Source organism: Acidobacteriota bacterium (genome assembly GCA_035471785.1).
In the GTDB taxonomy this organism is placed as follows: domain Bacteria; phylum Acidobacteriota; class UBA6911; order RPQK01; family DATIPO01; genus JANQFM01.
Window position 1 is genome coordinate 12,633 of the sequence record DATIPQ010000017.1, and the last position, 17,915, is coordinate 30,547.

A 17,915-nucleotide genomic window follows, 5' to 3' on the forward strand; every position below is an offset into this window, starting at 1 on the left:
CTGACGCCGGGGGGAGGAACGTCGATTGACCGAAGCGCTTAGATGATGGGCTTGATTAAAGAACAGCAAGAAAGAAAAGTCAAGGACAAAAACAATTGCGGCCCTGCCTCAGGCGATCCTTTTAGGCTTCGGCAGCCGGAATCCGGCCTGCCTCAGCCTGATTCGCCGGCTTTGGAGACGGCTTCCTCGCTGTGGCCGGCCAATCCGATACCGCAGGATTCGCGAATGAACATGCGGTTCTTCATTTGGATGGTCTCGGCCGCCCCCTCGGGACTCTTGATGCGCCTGATCAGGGACTTGGCCGCCTGGGTGCCCAGCTTGTATTTCTGAAAGTCGACCGTGGTCAGGCGGGGCGAGAAAGAATCGAGCCAGGGATAATCGTCGCAGGTCACCACGGCCACGTCTTGAGGACAGCGCAACTGGTACTGGTAGAGGGCGCGCATGAAGCCCACCGTCATCATGTAGTTGGAGACGAAAACCGCTTCGGGTTTGCGGCGCAGCAGGTCGACCCCCGCCAGATAGCCCGATTCCAGCCTGAAATCGCCCCGCGTGATGAGGCTGCGGTCGGTCTTCAGCCCCCACTCCTTGAGGGCTTGGCGGTACCCTTTGATGCGCTGTCTAGTAGTGCTGACGCCCTTGACGCCGGTGATCATGCCGATGCGGCGGTAGTTGAGGCGCAGCAGGTGCGAGACGGCCTGGAAGGCGGCTCCCTGGTCGTCAGCCAGGACGGCGTCCGACTTGTATCCGCTGATCACCCGCATCACCTGCACCAGCGGCGTGGCCGACGACTTGAGCTTGGCCACGATTCCCTCGGGCAGCTTGCCGGGAGCCTTGGTGAGAAGGATCCCGTCCACCCGCTTGGCCAGGAAGAGCTCCAGATACATCCTCTCTTGACGCGGGTCGTCGTCGCTGCTGGCCACCAGCAGGTTGTAGCCGTGTTCGCGGGCCTCGTCCTCGGCGCCCCGGATGACGGCTGGAAAGAAGGGATTGGAGATGTCGGTCACCACCATCCCCAAGGTATGCGACTGGCGCTTGGCCAGGCCGCGGGCCATCAGGTTGGGGTGGTAGTCGAGTTTTTCGATGGCGCTGATGACGCGCCGCTTGAGCTTGGGGCTGACGTAGGCGCTGCCGTTGATTACCGCCGAAACCGTGGCGATGGAAACCCCCGCTTCCTTGGCCACGTCGTAGATGTTCGCCATGATTCAGACCTGTCTATCGGGTCGCTCAGGCCGCGGACGCACGACCCCTCCCGAGTTCTGCGGCGGCTTTCCCGCCCCGCGTGAAACCGCATTGCTAATGGCAAGCCGCACAATTATAGCCTGGAGCGGAGGTAAATAGAAGGGCTTGAGACTAGACATTGGCTAAGCGCTTCGCTACAATCGCCCGAGTTGGCGGCCTCGAGCGGCTGCCGGCAGGGGGAGTGAGGGCTCCTTCTGCGACCACGCCAATCTATTAAGGAAGGACACGGCCATGTCGGAATTGCTTCTTCGCCCGGACAGGGAGGCTCCTCGCCGCAATGGGGTCGTTGTGGACGTCGATCCGCAGCGAGCGGGATGGCGCCTGCTCGGGTTCAGCGCCCATAAGCTGAAGGCCGGGCAAAGCTGGTCGGGAGAGACGGGCGAGAAGGAGCACTGCCTGGTGCTGCAGGCCGGAACTTGCCGCATCTCCTTCAACGGGGAAGCGGGACAGCAGCTAGGGCCCCGGCTCAACGTCTTCGACAGTTATCCTCATGCCGCCTACATTGGGCGTGAAACCTCCTGGCAACTGACAGCGCTGGAGGACTGCGAACTGGCGCAAGGCTGGGCTCCGGCCCGCAAGTCCCTGCCGTCCCGCGTCATCCGACCCCAGGACTGCGGATACGAGATCAGGGGAGGCGGCAACGCCAGCCGCCAGATCGTCGACATCGTGCCGCCCGAGTTTCCCGCCGACCGGCTGCTGGCGTGCGAGGTTTACACGCCCAGCGGAAACTGGTCCAGCTATCCGCCCCACAAGCACGACGAAGAGCGGCCTCCCGGCGAAGTGAAGCTTGAGGAAGTCTACTACTACCGTTTTCAGCAACCCGAGGCCTACGGCTTTCAACGCGTCTACAGCGGCGACGGCTCGCTGGACGAGACGGTGCGGGTTACCGACCAGGACCTGATGATGATACCGCGCGGTTATCATCCCTTCGTGACGGCCTACGGCTACCACGCCTACTATCTCAACTTCCTGGCCGGAGATCGTCGATCCATGGCCTCCTGCGATGATCCCCAGTACGCTCAACTCAAGGCCAATTGGCCGGCGCCCGACCCCCGCTTGCCGGTGGTGCCGCGTCCCGCAGCCGCCGAGGCGGCTATCGTACAGGGCAAGCCATGACCACCCAGCGCCTGACCGTTGCCCAAGCCTTGATCCGCTTTCTCAAGCGGCAGTCTGTAAGCCGCGACGGTAGCCGTCAGCCGCTTTTTGCCGGTTGCTGGGGCATCTTCGGACACGGCAATCTGGCGGGAGTGGGTCAGGCTCTGCAGGAGAATCCCGACTTCCCATTTTATCTGGCCCGCAATGAGCAGGCCATGGTCCACGCCGCCACGGCTTACGCCAAGATGAAGGACCGCCTCTCGGTTTTCGCCTGTACCTCCTCCATCGGTCCGGGCGCCACCAACATGGTGACGGGCGCGGCCACGGCCACCGTCAATCGTCTGCCGGTATTGCTATTGCCCGGAGACATCTTCGCCCGCCGCAACGTGGCTCCGGTGCTTCAGCAGTTGGAGTCGGAGCACTCTCAGGACGTCTCGGTCAACGATTGCTTGAGGCCGGTTTCCCGCTACTGGGACCGCATCAACCGTCCGGACCAGCTCCCCACGGCCATGCTTGAAGCCGTCCGCGTGCTGACTTCGCCTGTCGAGACCGGAGCCGTGACGCTGGCCTTGCCCCAGGACGTGCAAAGCGAGGCCTACGACTATCCCTCCCGGCTCTTCGAAGAACGCGTCTGGCACATTCAGCGTCCCCGGGCCGACCGCCAACTCCTCAAGATCGCGATGGATTGGATCGAATCCTGCAAGCGTCCGCTCATCGTGGCCGGCGGCGGCGTGCTTTACAGCGGCGCCGACCAAGCTCTGCGGCAATGGGCCGAAAAGACCGGAATCGCCGTCACCGAGACCCAGGCGGGCAAGGGCTCTTTAGCCTTCGATCATCCTCTCAACTTGGGCGCCCTGGGAGTGACCGGGACGCGGGGAGCCAATCGGCTGGCGGCCGAGGCCGATCTGGTGATCGCCGTGGGAACCCGCCTCTCGGACTTCACCACGGCTTCCAAGACGGCTTTTCGCCATCCTCAAGTCCGCTTCATCAACATCAACCTGACCGGCCTGGATGCCGCCAAGCACTCCGGACTCCCGCTGCTGGCCGACGCCCGCACCGCCCTGCAGGACCTGATGGAAGCCGACTTCAAGGCAGACGCCGGCTACTCCGCCAAAGTGAAAGAGGAAAAGGCTTTCTGGGAGCAGGAAAACGATCGTCTTTTCAACTTGCGCCATGATCCGCCCGTCAGCCAAAGCGCCGTCATCGGCTCGGTCAACCGGGCCGCCGGCGACGAGGGCGTGGTGGTGTGCGCGGCGGGGAGTCTTCCCGGAGACCTGCACAAGCTGTGGCGCACCCGCCACCGCAAGGGATACCACCTGGAATACGGCTACTCCTGCATGGGCTACGAAGTGGCCGGGGGGCTGGGCATCAAGATGGCCGCTCCCGAAAGAGAGGTCTTCGTGATGGTGGGCGACGGTTCCTATCTGATGATGTCTTCAGAAATCGTCACTTCCATCCAGGAAGGGCGCAAGCTCATCATCGTGGTGCTCGACAACCATGGCTTCGGCAGCATCGGCGGACTCTCGAAGTCGCTGGGTTCGGGGGGATTCGGAACCGACTACAAGCAGCGCGACCCCGAGAGCGGCCAGTTGGACGGACCCCTCTTGGCCGTCGACTACGCCGCCAATGCCGAGAGTCTGGGCGCCCGCGTTTTCCGCGCCAATAGCATCGAAGAACTCGACCGGGCCCTGGAGCAGGCCAAGCAATCCGACCGCACGGCGGCCGTCGTCATTCCCGTCGACAAGGAGAAGGGCGTCCCCTCCTACGAAACCTGGTGGGACGTTCCGGTGGCCGAAGTGTCGCAGATCGATGAAGTCGAAGAGGCGCGGCGCGAGTACGAAAAGCAGCGGCGCAAGGAGCGCTTTTTCTTGTAAGGCGGAATGCCGCCGAAGGACGGATCAGGCAGTATGGACGTCGCGGTCATGGGACGAATCGGCTACGACCTCTTCGCCGAAGAGAGAGGCGTCGCCCTCAAGGACGTGAGCCGTTTCAGCCGCCACTTGGGCGGGTCGTCGGCCAACATGGCGGTCGGATTGGCCCGTCTGGGACTGCAAGCAAGCATGATCGGATGTGTGGGCGACGACGCCTTGGGCGACTTCCTCATCGAATACCTGCAAAAGGAGAGGATCTCGACCGAGCGGGTACGGCGGCTGCAGGGCTATCAGTCGTCGCTGTGTCTGTGCGAGACCTCGCCTCCCGACCGCTTCCCCCAGGTCTTTTACAGGACTCAAGCAGCCGATACCCAGTTGCGTCTGCAAGAGGACGATCTGCAAGCCATCAGCAACTGCCGCCTCCTCGTTACCAACGGTACCAGCCTTTGCCAGTCCCCTTCGCGCGAGTCCACCCTCAGGGCCATGGAGCATGCCAAGCGCCAAGGCGTGACCGTGGCTTTCGACGTCGACTACCGTGAAATGTCCTGGGAAAAAGAAGAGGAAGCGGCTCTTTATTGCCGGCTGGCTTTGCCTTTCATTGATTTGCTGCTGGCCAACCAGGCGGAATTGCATTTGGTTGGAGGCAGTCCCCGGGAACGGGCCATCGATTTTCTCCTCCACAGCGGCCCCTCGACCGTCGTGGCCAAACTCGACTCGGAAGGGACCCTGGCGGCGACCCGCCGGGAGAGCTGGTTCCTGCCCATTTTCGAGGTGCCGGTGGTTTCCACCATCGGCGCCGGGGACGGTTTCGCGGCCGGATTCCTGCATGGACAGGTGCGGGGACTCTCCTTGGCCGAGTCGTTGCGCCAGGGCAACGCCGCCGCGGCCCTGGTCGTGAGCCAATTGATGTGCGCCGACGCCATGCCGCGTGAAGGCCAACTGCAGTCGATGCTGCAAGCCCATCCCGAGCCCAGTCCCCGCCGCGTCTCCGTGGCCGCGGCAAGCAAGGATGTCGAATCGCTATGAGTCAAGCTGAAATCTTGCCCAATTACATAGGCGGAAGCCGCCGGAAGGCGGACGCGAGCGACTTTGTGACCGTGCACAATCCCGCCACAGCCAAGGAACTGGTGAGGGTGCCGCTGTCGGGCGCCGCGGACGTCGACAAGGCGGTCAAATCCGCCCAAGAAGCTTTTCCCGAATGGCGGCGCACCCCGCCCGGCGAGCGGGTCCAGCACCTCTACAAGCTCAAGCAGTTGTTGGAGGAGGAGCGCGACAGCCTGGCCCGCTGCATCACCGAGGAGTGCGGAAAGACCCTCGAGGAAGCCCGCGGCGAACTGCAAAGGGGCATCGAGAACGTGGAAGTGGCCTGCGGCATTCCCGTCCTCATGCAGGGTTACAACAGCGAAGATATCGCCCGCGGCATCGACGAGATCATGATCCGCCAACCGGTGGGAGTGGTGGCCGCCGTCACGCCTTTCAATTTCCCGGCCATGATTCCGCTCTGGTTTTTGCCCTATGCGGTGGCTTGCGGCAACTGCATCATTCTCAAGCCCAGCGAGCGCGACCCCCTGACCGTGGCCCGCCTTGCCGAGCTGATCGAGCGCAGCGGAATGCCGCCGGGCGTGGTTCAGGTCGTCAACGGATCCAGGGCCACGGTGGAGGCCATTTTGGACCATCCCGGCATCAGCGCCGTCAGCTTCGTGGGATCGACTCCCGTGGCGCGCGCGGTCTATGCGCGTGCCGCCGCCAAGGGCAAGCGGGCCCAGTGCCAGGGCGGGGCCAAGAATCCCATCATCGTGCTACCCGACGCCGACATGGAGATGACCAGCCGCATTGCCGCCGACTCGGCCTTCGGATGCGCCGGCCAGCGCTGTCTGGCGGCTTCGGTGGCCATCACTGTGGGCGGGGCCGAGAAGTCCTTCACCGAGGCCATCGTCGGTCTGGCCGGCCAACGCAAGGTCGGCTACGGCCTGCAGGAAGGAGTCGAGATGGGCCCCGTCATCACTCCCCAGAGCAAAGAGCGCATCGAGTCGCTCATCCAGCAGGGCGTCCAGGCAGGCGGACGCCTGCTGGTGGACGGGCGTCAGGCCCGCATCGACGGCTACGAGCAGGGGAACTTCCTGCGTCCGACGGTGATCGGCGGCGTGAGCGCCGACAACCCCATCTCGCGTGAGGAGATCTTCGGACCCGTCCTCAGCTTGGTGCAAGCCGAAACCATCGAGCAGGCCATCGAATGGGTCAACAGCGGCGCCTACGGCAACATGGCCTGCCTCTTCACCCAGAGCGGGGCGGCCGCCCGCAAGTTCCGTCACGAGGCGGACGTGGGCAACATCGGCATCAACCTGGGAGTGGCGGCCCCCATGGCCCATTTCCCCTTTTCCGGATGGAAAGACAGTTTCTTCGGCGACCTCCACGGCCAGGGCCGGGATGCCGTCGACTTTTACACCCAGAAGAAAGTGGTGGTGGAACGTTGGCCCAAAGATTGGTCGAGAAAATTCTAGATCACGAAAGGCACAGGAAGGGTCTTTCCGGATCTCATGCTCTTATCAGGCCACTGAAACGGAGTATGAACATGCCCCAGGCTCTTCGCTTGGCGCTCAACGCCGATACGACGCCTTTGGCGATTTCCGACACTTTGCTTTTCAAGTCGTTCGAAGAGAGGGCGCGGGAGGCGGCGGACGCCTGCTATCCCGCCGTCAACCTCGACCGTCAGGAGGGCTTGACGCCGCAGCGGGCGCTGGAGATCGCTTCCCGCTTAGGACTCGAGATCGCTTCGGGATTCTTCCATGCCCACTTTCACCTGGCCGAGCAGGAGTCCGCCATCCTGGCGGACGCCCGCGCCCAGGCCGAGTTCTCCCGGGCCGCTGGACAGGACTGCCTCTTCGTCAGCGCCTACGTTTCGCCTCCCGAGCGCCACGCCCTGGCCGGACGCATCCGTCCCGACACCGAGACCGCTCTTTCCCAGCGGGAATTCGAGCGCATGGCCAGGATGCTGGACAAGATCGCCCGGCTGTGGAAGTCCTACGGCATCACCCTGTGCTTCCATCCCCACGTGGCCACCTATATCGAGGCTCCTCACGAGATCGATCGGCTGATGGAGGCCACCGACCCGGGTCTGGTGTTGCTGGGGCCGGATACCGGCCACCTCTTCTACGGGGGCGGCGATCCTCTGCCCCTCATCGAACGCTATCTCAACCGCATGGGATCGTTGCACATCAAGGACGTCCGCAGAGAAATCGTCGACAAGGCACGCCGCGAGAGGCTCGACTACCGGCAGGCCTGCGCCTTGGGCGTGTGGACGGAATTGGGCCGGGGCGACATCGACTTTCCGGCCCTCTTCTCCCTGCTGCGAGAGAAAAAGTGGGGCGGCTGGGTTATCGTGGAGACCGACCACACCAGCCTGCCTACAGCCTTGGACAGTTCCTTGGCTTCGCGGCGCTATCTGCACGACCAGATCGGGTTGTGAGGGAGATATGAAGATGAGTGCGCAGTTCAAGGCCGAGGAGTTTCTTCCCGGCCAAGTCATGGACCGCATCACCGAGGTGCGGGTCAACGAGCCTTCCAGGGTCTTGCAGGAGGCCGCCGCCCGCCGCATCCGTCCGCACTTGACCAACGACGGACGCCTGGTGATCGTGGCGGCTGATCACCCGGGACGTTTTGTGACAGCCGCGGCCGGGGATCCGCTGGCCATGTCGGTGCGCCGCCAATACCTGGCGCGCATCCTGCGCCTGCTCACCCAGCCCAATGTGGACGGCATCATGTCCACGCCCGACGTCCTCGACGAACTGCTCATACTCAGCTCCTTCATGCGCCGCCGCCGCGGGGAGTCCTTTCTGGACGGCAAGGTGATGGTGGGCTGCATGAACCGGGGCGGACTGGCCGGCGCTTCGTTCGAGATGAACGACCGCTTCGGGGCCTACCAGGCCTCGGAGTTGAAGCGCATGCGCATCGACGGCGCCAAGATGATGTTCCGCCTCGACCTGGACAACCCCGATTCGGGCGCTACCATTCAGGCCTGCGCCGAGGCTTTGCGCCAGCTTGCGGAGGCGGGCGTTACGGCCTTCCTGGAACCGCTGCCGGTGGAGCGGGTGGAGGGCAAGTACAAGGTCATCAAGACGGCCCAGGCCATGGCCCGCATCATCGGCGTGGCCACGGCTCTGGGCAATTCCTCGCGGCTGCTCTGGCTCAAGGTGCCCTATGTCGAAGACTATGCTGCGGTGGCTCGTGCCTCCACCTGCCCCTTGCTCATGCTGGGCGGCGGATCGAGGGACGACCCGCGCGAGGTGATCAGCGAATTCGCCGCCGGAATGAGTGCGGCGGGCAACGTCCGCGGCGTGCTGGTGGGTCGCAACATCCTCTTTCCCGGCGACAACGACCCCGCCGCCATGGCCTCGGCCCTGGGCGGACTCGTGCATGACGGGCTCAGCGTCGACCAGGCCATGGACTTGTACGCTCAGGGAGGCGGGCAGGCCCCTGAACCTCTCGATCTTTGATGCTCATCGCGAGGAACGGACATGGAAGTCCTCATTCACGACAGTGCTGAAGAGGCCACGGTGGTGGCGGCCGCAGCCATCGCGCGGCTCTTGGCCGACAAGCCCGACGCCGTGCTGGGACTGGCCACCGGCAACACCATGCTGGCCCTCTATCGTCAACTGGTGCGCCTGCATCGCCAAGAGGGGCTTGACTTCAGCCGGGTGACGACCTTCAACCTCGACGAATACGTCGGTCTCGATCCTCAGCATCCCGACTCCTACCACCGCTTCATGCGCGAGCATCTCTTCGACTTGGTCAACATCGATCTTCGCGCCACCCACATTCCCGACGGACAGGCCCAGGACATGTCGCAGGCCTGCGCCGATTACGAGCGGGCCATCGAGCGGGCGGGGGGCATCGACCTGCAGTTGCTGGGCATCGGACGCAACGGCCACATCGGATTCAACGAGCCCTCCTCTTCGCTGGCCTCGCGGACGCGGGTCACTCCGCTGGCCGCGCAGACGCTGAAGGACAACCGCTGTCACTTCCATCAGGAACCCATGCCCTCCTCGGCCATCACCATGGGCATCGGAACCATCATGCAGGCCCGCCGCTGCCTGCTGCTGGCCTTCGGAGAAGCCAAGGCCGAGGCGGTAGCCCAGGCCGCCGAGGGTCCGGTCACCGCCATGGTCCCCGCCTCGGCCCTGCAGTTTCATCCCGCCTGCCAGTTCCTCCTCGACCACCCGGCCGCCTCCAAACTGCACAACCAGGCCTTTTACGCCTCCCAGCGGGCCGAGTCGTGAACTGAGTCTCATGACCCACCTTGAATCTTGTGGAGCGCATCCTGGCGGCCTTCCGTAGCCAAGGCTATGGAGGGCTGCGCAATTGAGCCGGTCCTCTGATGGTGGGAGGAGTCTGGGAGGCCAAACCACCTTCCAGAAAGCAACCTGACTCAAGCGAACGATGGGAGACACGCCTGGTGGGAGGCGCATCCCTGCGGCGATGGAGGGAAGGCCCGTTTTTGGCGAACCAGTGCAGACTTGCGGCAAGGTCAAAGGTTAACTCTTTGCATTCAGGTTGCTCCCCCGCCTTGGACTGGCCTACTTAGCTCCGGTTGCAAGGTTGCCTCCATCGCCGCAAGGATGCGCCTCCCACCAGGCGTGTCTCCCGTCGCTCTTATGAGGCAGGTTGCTTTCTGGCAGGCGTGCGGCCCTCCCCGGACTCCTTCCGCCTTCCAGGGACCTGACGGTACCAAGAAGTTGCAGTGGGGAGAGGCATCCCACCAGGCGTGTCTCCCGTCGCTCTTATGAGGCAGGTTGCTTTCTGGCAGGCAGGCGGCCCTCACCGGACTCCTTCCGCTTTCCAGGGACCTGACGGTACCAAGAAGTTGCAGCGGGAGAGGCTTCCCACCAGGCGTGTCTCCCGTCGCTCCTATGAGGCAGGTTGCTTTCTGGCAGGCGGGCAGCCCTTCCCAGGCTTCTTCCAAGGGTCGCCGGGGATTCACTCGACGGGGGCGGGGTGTTGGAAGGCGGTGCTGGCGGCTTGGGGGGCGGCGCCTGGGGTTAGGGAGAAGCCCTCGGCCTGCAGGCACTGTTCCAAGGCGTGGAGGAAGAAGAGGACGTTGCGGGGGGTGGCGTTGTGGCCCATCAGGCCGATGCGCCAGACCTTGCCGGCCAAGGCCCCCAGTCCGCCGCCGATCTCTATGTTGAACTCCGAGAGCAGGCGCTTGCGCACGTCGGCGTCGGAGATCCCCTCGGGGATGGACACGGTGTTGAGGGGCCAGAGGCGGTAGGGCTCTTCCACGTGCATCTTCAAGCCCATGGCCTCGATTCCGGCCACCAGTGCCTGGTGGGCCGAGCGGTGGCGGCCCCAGCGGGTCTGCAGACCTTCTTCGTGGACCAGCCTCAGGGCTTCTCGCAGGGCGTAGTTCATCGATATCGGAGCCGTGTGGTGGTAGGCACGGTCGCTTCCCCAATAGCTGGCCAGCAGGCTGAGGTCGAGATACCAACTGCGCACAGGACGGCGGCGGGAGGAGAGCTTGAGCATGGCTTCTTCCGAGGCCGTCAGGGGGGCCAGTCCCGGAGGGCAGCTCAGGCACTTTTGGGTGCCGCTGTAGCAGATGTCGATACGGTTGTGGTCGACCCGCACCGGATGTCCTCCCAGAGATGTGACGGCGTCCACCAAGAGCAGGGCGTCGTAGAGGTCGCAGATACTGCGGATCGGTTCCAGCGGCTGCAGGACTCCGGTGGAGGTCTCGGCCTGCACCACGGCAATGATCTTGGGACGGTGTTCCTCTGCGGACCGTTGCAGGTCGGCGCTGTCGAGAGGCTCGCCGAAGGGCGCCTCGACGGTGTGGACCTCTCCGCCGGCCCGCCGCGCGCACTCGGCGATGCGTGCGCCGAAAACGCCGTGGACGCCCACCAGGACCGAATCGCCCTCTTCCACGAAATTGCAGACGGCGCACTCCATCCCGGCGCTGCCCGTGCCGGAGATGGGAATGGTCATGCGGTTGCTGGTCTCGAAGACGTAGCGCAGCAGATCCTGGACTTCGTTCATGACCTCCAGAAAGGCCGGGTCAAGATGGCCCAGCAGCGGACGGCTCTGGGCTTCGCGTACGCGGGGGTGGGTGTTGGACGGTCCGGGTCCGAGAAGCAGCCGGTCGGGAGTAGCGGGCGAAATGCTCATAAATTTGGGCGGCGGGGCTACTTTTGGGAGGCTTTTTCCAGCAGCATGTCGAAATGGTTGAGCAGGATGTTGCGCATGGAAACCAGTCCCACCAGGTTTTCATTCTCATCCACCACCGGCAGGTGGCGGATGTGGCGTGAAACCATACGTTCCAGTCCGCGCAGGGCCTCGCTGTCCTGATGGACGGTTTCCACCGCCGAGGTCATCACCTCGCGCACCAAGGTGCTTTCGGGATCCTTGGAGGCCGCCACCACGCGCAGCAACACGTCGCGTTCGGTGAAGATGCCCCGTACTCGCCCGTTGTCGATCACCACCACGGCCCCTCCGCGGGCGTTCTGCATGACTCGAACCGCCTCGTCGACCATGGAGGTGGCCTTGCAGGTGGGCGGAGGCGACTGAGCGATGTCGGATATCTTCATGACCTGTTGCGCCTCTGAAGGCAGCGAAGCACATCGAATGACTTAGGGTTGTCGCGGGAAATTATACCACTTCTTGTCCAGGTTGGAACCCCTGCCCAGGCATTGAAAGCCCTGAAAAAAAGCGCTCTCCGGGGCAACCTTTTGCGTCCCCTTTCCGTTTCACTTCTACGACGGCCCCTCGAAGGTTCGAGCGGTGCTGCCTGAAGCTGCTAATTTTGAAAGGAGTCGAGTTGATGAGCCGCGGGAGTCGAAGGCCGGCATGAGCGGTGCTGTAATACCATTCCCCGGTTGGACGTCCGCAGCAGCGGACTCCGGGACTTCCCAACAGGCCGCAAACGGTGCCCGCATGACGGACCTCGAGCTGATGCAAGCCCTGGAGCGGGGCGATCCGGAAGCCATGCGGCTCTTGGTGGACCGCTTTGGCCGCCGTATCTTCAAGTATCTCTACGGCTGGGCCCGCAATCGCGAGGACGCTCTCGACCTGACCCAAGAGGTGTTGATGCGCATCCACCAGAAAGCCCACCTGTACAACCCCAAGGCGCCCCTGGCCCCCTGGATCTTTCGCATCGCCCACAATATCTTTCATGATCACTTGCGCAAGAAGAACTACAAGGTGCATGCGGCTTCGGTGGAATTGAAGGAGCAATGGGTCTCGCCCCCCGCCGGCTTTCGGCCCAATTATCCGGAACGGGCGGCCCGGCGCAACGAAGCGATGCTCAAAGTGCAGGAAGCGGTCGAGCAATTGCCCCGGCGGCAGAGGCAGGTCGTGCAACTTCGCCTCCTCAGCGGACTCAAACTGGAAGAGATCGCCCAAGCCCTGGGCATTAGCCTGGGAGCGGTAAAATCGACCCTGCACACCGCCATCCGGCGCCTGCGCGAGGCTCTGTCGGAACTGGAGGGAGAAGTCACATGAGGCACTGCCGGCAGATTCAAGAACGCATCGACGCCTACGCCGCAGGCTTGGCCGACTCCTCCCCCATCGGCGCCTCGCAAGAGGACCGGAGACACCTGTCCCAGTGCCGTTCCTGCGCCGCCGCCCTCCACCAGGCGGAGATCCTGCGCCGCGGCCTGGAGGATTGGGCCGGGCAAGCCGAGCGCTCTTCCCAGGGAGTGGAAGAAGAACTGTTGAGCCGTCTGCAAGGGCAGATGAGTCCCGCGCCGGTCGGCCACCGTCCCTGGATCCATCTGGCGGCGGTGGCTGCAGCTTTGCTGGCGGCCGTGCTGCTGTGGAAGGGACTGACTCCGCCGGGCGGCGCTCCCGCCTTGCAGCCCGACGGCTCCAAGGGGCAAGTGCAAGCCTCGCAGGCGGGGCAGGAACTGTTGCGTCAAGTCGAGATCGAATCCTCCCGTGAGGAGATCCTGCGCTATCTGGAACGCAGCCAGTTGGTGCTGGCTGCCCTGATGGACACGGTTCGCGACTGCAACGACGGCAACCAGGTCGAGATCGCTTACGAAAGGCGCCTGGCCGAGAGCCTGCTCTTTGAGAAACAGCTTTTGGAAACCCACCTCTCGCGTCCTGGAAACGGCGGCGTGCGCAAACTCTGCGACGAGCTTGAGCTGGTGCTGGTGGATGTGGCGGCGGCCGACAACTGCGTGGACGCCCAACAGATCGAGCAGTGGCGACACCTGATCGATTCGCGGTCCACCCTGATGCGCCTGCGCATGGCCAGCAAGGAGGCTGCCATCTGATGGACAAGGTCCTTTCACTGCTGCTGACTGCGGCACTGGTGTGCGCCCTGGCGGCCTCTGCCGCAGCCCAGTCCGATGCTGACCAACTGCTGCTGGAAATCAAGGTGGCTCTCTTCGACCAGAACTGGGAAGAGGCCTTGGGCAAGGCCCGCCGCCTGCAGAGGGACTTTCCAGACGACCGCAGGAAAGCCCACGCCATCTACTATGAAGCCGACGCTTTGCAGGGGCTGGAGCGGCGCGCCGAGTCCTTGAGGCGCTTTGAGGCGGCCAGGCAAGCCGGTCTCAACGACACGCTGGAAGAGCAGGCCCGCCTTTCCATCATCGATCTGGCGGTGGAACTGTGGCAGCAGGGAGACACCGACTATATCGGACGGGCCTTGGATGAACTGGGCAAAGACAACCGGCGCACCCGCTACTATGCGGCCTTGCGACTGAGTTACGTCGACGACAAGTCGGTGGCCAGCCGCGCCGTGCCGGTGCTGAGAGAGATCCTCGAAAAAGAAGCGGATGAAGACCTGCGCAATCGTGCCACTTTGGCCCTGCTGCGCATCGACCCCCGCCTGTCGCCTTCCAACAGCGGCTCCTCCGCCGGCACCCAAGGCAGGCGTCTGCGCATCAAGATCGAGGCCGACGGCGAAGAAGTGGTCTCTCTGAGTTTGCCGCTCTCGCTGGCCCGGGCTCTCTTTCAGGCCATACCCCGCGATGCCAAGGATGAACTGGAGCGAAACGGCATCGGCGACGCCGAGAAGCTGCTCGAAGAACTGCTGGAAAGCAAGACCAACGTGCTGGAGTTCCGCTCCAGTGACCGTTACTTCCGCATCTGGATTGAGTAAAGTAGGCGAGGAGACCATCGTGATGAAAAGCATTGCTTTGACACTGGCTGCAACCTTGATGACCTGGCTTGTCCCCGTGCAGGCTTTGGCGGGTTTGGGACCGCAGGACCGCGATCTGGCGGCCGTTATGAAGGTGGTGAAGCGTCCCGGCGCGCAAACCCCCTCGGCTTCTGCCACTCGCTCCAACAGGAGGGCTTCCGCCCAGTCCCAGCAAAACCGCTATCTCAAAATGGAGATGGGCGGGCCCCAAAGCGAGGAATTGACCATTTCCGTTCCCCTGGCATTGGTCGAGCTGCTGGCTTCCTTCGACGAGGACGCCAGCCTTCAGGACATCGGCGGGGACGGCGACGTCAAACTTGAGGATCTGGTCAAGGCCCTCAGGGATCTGGGGCCCAGCGAACTGCTCGAGATCCGGGGCGACGAAGGCTGGTTCCGTGTTTGGGTGGAGTGATCATTTGCCAAGCGACCTCTCCCGGCGATAAACTAAGTGCAGTGCGTCAGAAGTTTTGAGCCACCCTGTGGCGTTATCCCACGCTTTCAGAAGCGTTCGCACATTGGCCGTCTGAAACCCAGGGTGGCGTCGCCGTCTCGCTGGCGCTCGCCGGGGCTGACCCTGGGCTGACGAATCGCTCGCCTTCAGCGAGCCCGGACTTGACTTCTAACACAGTCGCCGGGGTGGCGGATCTGTCCCTTACAGGGACAAAAAACGACGGCCTGGTTCAGAACTTATGACCGGCAGCACTAAGGGCAGGGAACCGGGCAAGAAAGTTGCGCTCTGAGACTCTCAGATGTGAACCGATTGCCCGCGACAACCATCTATGTAAACGAGGTTGTCTCCCATTGAACCGTCGTGGTTCCGATGGACGCAGGTTGATCAGCGCAATATCGCCCGCCTGAGAATCGCGGAGGGCGGATCAGGAGGTCCCTGATGAGGTCGCTAAGACGGAACTTAAGTTACTTGATGGCTGTTGCACTCTTCATGCCCGCTGCTCTTTGGGCTCAGGAGCGGCCGCAGCAACGGCCTACTACGCCCAAGCCGACGGTACGTCCGCAGTCGCGTCCGGCCCCGCGTCCGGCAGTGCGTCCTGCGACGCGGCCCACGGCTCGGCCTTCAGCCCGGCCTTCTTACCGACCCTCGACCCGGCCTTCGGTACGTCCCTCGACGACACGTCCTTCAAGCCGGCCTTCGGTGCGTGCAAGGCCTAATGTGAATCCGGCCCGGGTCAGCCCCTCGCCCGCCCATGCTCGTCCCACCGTGCGTCCAGCCGGCGACAGCAACCTGAGGGGGCGTCCCAACCTGTCCAACGGCACCGTATTCACCTTCCGGGATCCCAACGGGGAGAGCCGTTCCGAGATCACCGATATTCCGATCCTGAGGCCCACGCCCGACGGGGACCGGCGTCCCGCCCTGAATCCCAATCTCCCCACCGGGAATACTCCTTCCGAAGGGGACGAGGGAGCCGGGAACGGCGATGCCAACTCGGGCAACGGCTGGATTAACGGAGACAACCACTCCTGGCACCGGCCGCAGCCCTACTACCCATCGGGCTTCTATTGGGTCTATTTCTATGATCCGGCCACAGGACTCTACTGGCGCTATCCGGCCAGCGCTCTGGGCCGCACCAATTTCTGCTACGACCGGTTGTCCTATTTCATCGACTTTTACAACCCGTACCTGTGGCACTATCACCATGGCAGTCACATCAGCCGGTGCTCTCAGTTCATCTCGGGACTGACGCGTTATAACTGGGGCCGTTACGGAGCTATCGCCGACGCGGCTCTGGCCCGCTACGCGCTGGGAGATACCGTGCTCAGCGGCGACGTCGTTAATTTGGCCTTGGCCGAAGCTGATCAATTGGCCGCGAGTCTGGCGTCACAAGTAAGGGTATTGCAGGACTCTCTGGCGGAATACGAAGCCGGCAACATTACCCGTGACGAGTTCCGTGAAACCTTCAAGCGCGGGCTCAGCTACATCCTCGAGAACTCCAAAGAGATCTCCGATGACTACCAATTGGGATTCATCGATCCGCGTGAAGACATGGATGTGGAGAAGTTCGACAAAGCCCGTGACATCGAGGACTTTCGACTTCTCCTGGCCGATCTGGTCCTGAAGGTCAACGAACTCCAGTCGCAACTGGACCAATTGCGCAACCGCGACGACTTCCGCACCATCTCGGTTGAAGAGTATCAGGAGCCCTCTGCTCCTGAACTGGCCCGCGAGGTCGAGAAAGTCGCCAAGGCGCTAAAGAAGTCCTACAAGAAAATTTGATAGGGCATCCTCCGTTAGCATGCCCCGGGGCGGCCGCTGTGTGCGGCCGTCCCTTTTTTATTGGGCGCAGGCGAAAGTCGAGCGTCAGTTCCAACCCTGCCTCGGGCCAACTCGTCCGCAGGCGGTAGAGGCCGGGAAGCATCAGGGACGAAGCCTCTACCTCCCAGCGGAGCTGACAGTAGGCTCCTTCCCGGTCGCAGGGCAGAGACTGAGGCTGCCGCCACAAGCGCTCCCCCGCCTCGTTGAGTATCTCCACCTTTACCAAAGCCGTCTCGGCCCCCGCCTGAGGGCGCCGCAAGCGGGTTTCTGCCAGCAGGCGCCGTTCCAGGCCTAAGAGAAGTGCGTCGCGGTCCAGACGCAGGTGCATGTGCCATCCTGCCGCGTCCTCTACGGTGCACATCACGCGGCGGTGCAGTCCGTCGGGGTCAGGCAGGGCAGTGGAGGCCAGAAGCGCAGTCAAGAGCAGTTTCATCATGTCGAGATCCTTTCTGGAAAGCTGTCGGTGAAGCCGTCGCGCCTGTTATCGGCGACGCTTGACCAGTCGGGCGTGGAGTAGAGCGGAACGCGGGCCACGGTGAGAACTTCCACCGAGGCGGCACCGCTTCGAAGTAGGGTCGAGGAAGCTTCTTGCAGGGTTGTCCCGGTGGTGTAGATGTCGTCCAGCAGGAGCACCCGGCTTCCGTCGGCGGGGGCATCGAGGTCGAAAGCGTTGGACAGGTTGATGCGGCGCTGACGGCGGCTGAGGCCGCTCTGGGCTGGGGTATGGCGGACCCGCTTGAAACCGTTCAACAGCGGCAGCCGGCAGCGTTGGGCGAAGGTTTCTCCCAACAGCCGCATGTGATCGAAGCCGCGGCGGCGGACGCGTTTGGGATGAGAGGGCACCCAGACCAGGGCGCGGGCCTCGAAGTCGTGGCGGCAGTAGGACTCCCACAGCAGTTCAGCCAGGGGCAGAGCTATCCGGCGCATTCCATCGAACTTGTAACTTCGCACCAGACGCCGAAGCGGGCCGCGATAGAGTCCGAAGGAGCGGGCTTTGAGAAAGCTGGGCGGATCGCTGCGGCAGGCGCTGCAGAAGACCAGCCGGTCCAGCAGGTTGCCGCCGACCGGAATGCCGCAGCAGTGGCAGATCCGAGGCGGAATGGGCGGCAAGTCCTGCCGGCAGGGACGGCAGAGCGGACGCAGGTCCTCAGCCTCAACCCAGTCGCCGCAAAGGACGCAGCTCTGGGGCGCCAAGCCTCGCAGCAGCGTCCTCCCCAGCACCTTGAGGGCGCCCTGCAGGGCGCTTAATTCGATCCTTCTCATACCTCCCATAACGCGCCGGGAGGCGTTTGAGCGGCGAATT

16 protein-coding genes are annotated in these 17,915 nt (G+C 63.4%); 12 read left to right on the plus strand and 4 right to left on the minus strand.

Features of this window, described 5'->3' with window-relative positions; all coding sequences use genetic code 11:
* Positions 1-152: 152 nt before the first annotated feature.
* On the minus strand, positions 153-1,199 hold the full coding sequence (locus VLU25_02360; GenBank protein HSR66758.1) for a LacI family DNA-binding transcriptional regulator: 1,047 nt from the start codon (positions 1,197-1,199) through the stop codon (positions 153-155).
* Between the two features lie 271 nt (positions 1,200-1,470).
* Between VLU25_02360 and iolB the strand changes: the two genes are divergently transcribed.
* From iolB to nagB, 7 genes are all read left to right on the plus strand, one after another.
* Positions 1,471-2,355, plus strand: coding sequence for a 5-deoxy-glucuronate isomerase (gene iolB / locus VLU25_02365; protein ID HSR66759.1), 885 nt, complete (start codon positions 1,471-1,473; stop codon positions 2,353-2,355).
* Positions 2,352-4,208 (plus strand): 3D-(3,5/4)-trihydroxycyclohexane-1,2-dione acylhydrolase (decyclizing), encoded by a 1,857-nt coding sequence (gene iolD, locus VLU25_02370; GenBank protein ID HSR66760.1) that lies wholly within the window; start codon positions 2,352-2,354, stop codon positions 4,206-4,208. The genes iolB and iolD overlap by 4 nt, the downstream gene beginning before the upstream one ends.
* 33 nt (positions 4,209-4,241) lie before the next feature.
* Positions 4,242-5,231, plus strand: a complete 990-nt coding sequence (gene iolC / locus VLU25_02375; protein HSR66761.1) for a 5-dehydro-2-deoxygluconokinase — start codon at positions 4,242-4,244, stop codon at positions 5,229-5,231.
* The gene (locus VLU25_02380; protein ID HSR66762.1) at positions 5,228-6,706 is read left to right on the plus strand and encodes a CoA-acylating methylmalonate-semialdehyde dehydrogenase; all 1,479 of its coding nucleotides are present in this window, start codon (positions 5,228-5,230) and stop codon (positions 6,704-6,706) included. Before iolC ends, VLU25_02380 begins: the two co-directional genes overlap by 4 nt.
* A gap of 71 nt (positions 6,707-6,777) precedes the next feature.
* Positions 6,778-7,671, plus strand: coding sequence for a sugar phosphate isomerase/epimerase (locus VLU25_02385; GenBank protein HSR66763.1), 894 nt, complete (start codon positions 6,778-6,780; stop codon positions 7,669-7,671).
* A gap of 7 nt (positions 7,672-7,678) precedes the next feature.
* Positions 7,679-8,698, plus strand: coding sequence for a hypothetical protein (locus tag VLU25_02390; protein ID HSR66764.1), 1,020 nt, complete (start codon positions 7,679-7,681; stop codon positions 8,696-8,698).
* A 21-nt stretch (positions 8,699-8,719) separates the two neighbouring features.
* A complete protein-coding gene (nagB, locus tag VLU25_02395; GenBank protein ID HSR66765.1) occupies positions 8,720-9,481 on the plus strand; it encodes a glucosamine-6-phosphate deaminase in 762 nt (253 codons plus the stop codon).
* Positions 9,482-10,178: 697 nt separating this feature from the next.
* Here nagB and VLU25_02400 read toward each other — a convergent pair.
* Together VLU25_02400 and VLU25_02405 are read right to left on the minus strand one after the other, a co-directional pair.
* Positions 10,179-11,363 (minus strand): alanine--glyoxylate aminotransferase family protein, encoded by a 1,185-nt coding sequence (locus tag VLU25_02400; protein HSR66766.1) that lies wholly within the window; start codon positions 11,361-11,363, stop codon positions 10,179-10,181.
* 17 nt (positions 11,364-11,380) lie between these two features.
* Positions 11,381-11,782 carry a CBS domain-containing protein gene (locus VLU25_02405; protein ID HSR66767.1) on the minus strand — a complete coding sequence of 134 codons (402 nt, stop codon included), beginning with the start codon at positions 11,780-11,782 and terminating at the stop codon, positions 11,381-11,383.
* Positions 11,783-12,128: 346 nt separating this feature from the next.
* Between VLU25_02405 and VLU25_02410 the strand changes: the two genes are divergently transcribed.
* The 5 genes from VLU25_02410 to VLU25_02430 all read left to right on the plus strand — a co-directional run bounded on the left by VLU25_02410 (position 12,129) and on the right by VLU25_02430 (position 16,573).
* Positions 12,129-12,695 carry an RNA polymerase sigma factor gene (locus tag VLU25_02410; GenBank protein HSR66768.1) on the plus strand — a complete coding sequence of 189 codons (567 nt, stop codon included), beginning with the start codon at positions 12,129-12,131 and terminating at the stop codon, positions 12,693-12,695.
* The gene (locus VLU25_02415; protein ID HSR66769.1) at positions 12,692-13,471 is read left to right on the plus strand and encodes a hypothetical protein; all 780 of its coding nucleotides are present in this window, start codon (positions 12,692-12,694) and stop codon (positions 13,469-13,471) included. Before VLU25_02410 ends, VLU25_02415 begins: the two co-directional genes overlap by 4 nt.
* Positions 13,471-14,304 carry a hypothetical protein gene (locus VLU25_02420; protein ID HSR66770.1) on the plus strand — a complete coding sequence of 278 codons (834 nt, stop codon included), beginning with the start codon at positions 13,471-13,473 and terminating at the stop codon, positions 14,302-14,304. The genes VLU25_02415 and VLU25_02420 overlap by 1 nt, the downstream gene beginning before the upstream one ends.
* 19 nt (positions 14,305-14,323) lie before the next feature.
* Positions 14,324-14,755, plus strand: a complete 432-nt coding sequence (locus tag VLU25_02425; protein HSR66771.1) for a hypothetical protein — start codon at positions 14,324-14,326, stop codon at positions 14,753-14,755.
* A gap of 756 nt (positions 14,756-15,511) precedes the next feature.
* Positions 15,512-16,573 (plus strand): hypothetical protein, encoded by a 1,062-nt coding sequence (locus VLU25_02430; GenBank protein HSR66772.1) that lies wholly within the window; start codon positions 15,512-15,514, stop codon positions 16,571-16,573.
* 471 nt (positions 16,574-17,044) lie between these two features.
* Here the strand turns inward: VLU25_02430 and VLU25_02435 are convergent, their stop codons facing one another.
* On the minus strand, positions 17,045-17,875 hold the full coding sequence (locus VLU25_02435; GenBank protein HSR66773.1) for a ComF family protein: 831 nt from the start codon (positions 17,873-17,875) through the stop codon (positions 17,045-17,047).
* Positions 17,876-17,915 lie beyond the last annotated feature (40 nt).

Coding starts and splice junctions, on each gene's coding strand:
- VLU25_02390 (HSR66764.1), top strand. CDS start 7,679: ATGAAGATGAGTGCGCAGTTCAAGGCCGAGGAGTTTCTTCCCGGCCAA.
- VLU25_02435 (HSR66773.1), bottom strand. CDS start 17,875: ATGAGAAGGATCGAATTAAGCGCCCTGCAGGGCGCCCTCAAGGTGCTG.
- VLU25_02385 (HSR66763.1), top strand. CDS start 6,778: ATGCCCCAGGCTCTTCGCTTGGCGCTCAACGCCGATACGACGCCTTTG.
- VLU25_02360 (HSR66758.1), bottom strand. CDS start 1,199: ATGGCGAACATCTACGACGTGGCCAAGGAAGCGGGGGTTTCCATCGCC.
- iolD (HSR66760.1), top strand. CDS start 2,352: ATGACCACCCAGCGCCTGACCGTTGCCCAAGCCTTGATCCGCTTTCTC.
- VLU25_02380 (HSR66762.1), top strand. CDS start 5,228: ATGAGTCAAGCTGAAATCTTGCCCAATTACATAGGCGGAAGCCGCCGG.
- VLU25_02410 (HSR66768.1), top strand. CDS start 12,129: ATGACGGACCTCGAGCTGATGCAAGCCCTGGAGCGGGGCGATCCGGAA.
- iolC (HSR66761.1), top strand. CDS start 4,242: ATGGACGTCGCGGTCATGGGACGAATCGGCTACGACCTCTTCGCCGAA.
- VLU25_02400 (HSR66766.1), bottom strand. CDS start 11,363: ATGAGCATTTCGCCCGCTACTCCCGACCGGCTGCTTCTCGGACCCGGA.
- VLU25_02420 (HSR66770.1), top strand. CDS start 13,471: ATGGACAAGGTCCTTTCACTGCTGCTGACTGCGGCACTGGTGTGCGCC.
- VLU25_02405 (HSR66767.1), bottom strand. CDS start 11,782: ATGAAGATATCCGACATCGCTCAGTCGCCTCCGCCCACCTGCAAGGCC.
- iolB (HSR66759.1), top strand. CDS start 1,471: ATGTCGGAATTGCTTCTTCGCCCGGACAGGGAGGCTCCTCGCCGCAAT.
- nagB (HSR66765.1), top strand. CDS start 8,720: ATGGAAGTCCTCATTCACGACAGTGCTGAAGAGGCCACGGTGGTGGCG.
- VLU25_02415 (HSR66769.1), top strand. CDS start 12,692: ATGAGGCACTGCCGGCAGATTCAAGAACGCATCGACGCCTACGCCGCA.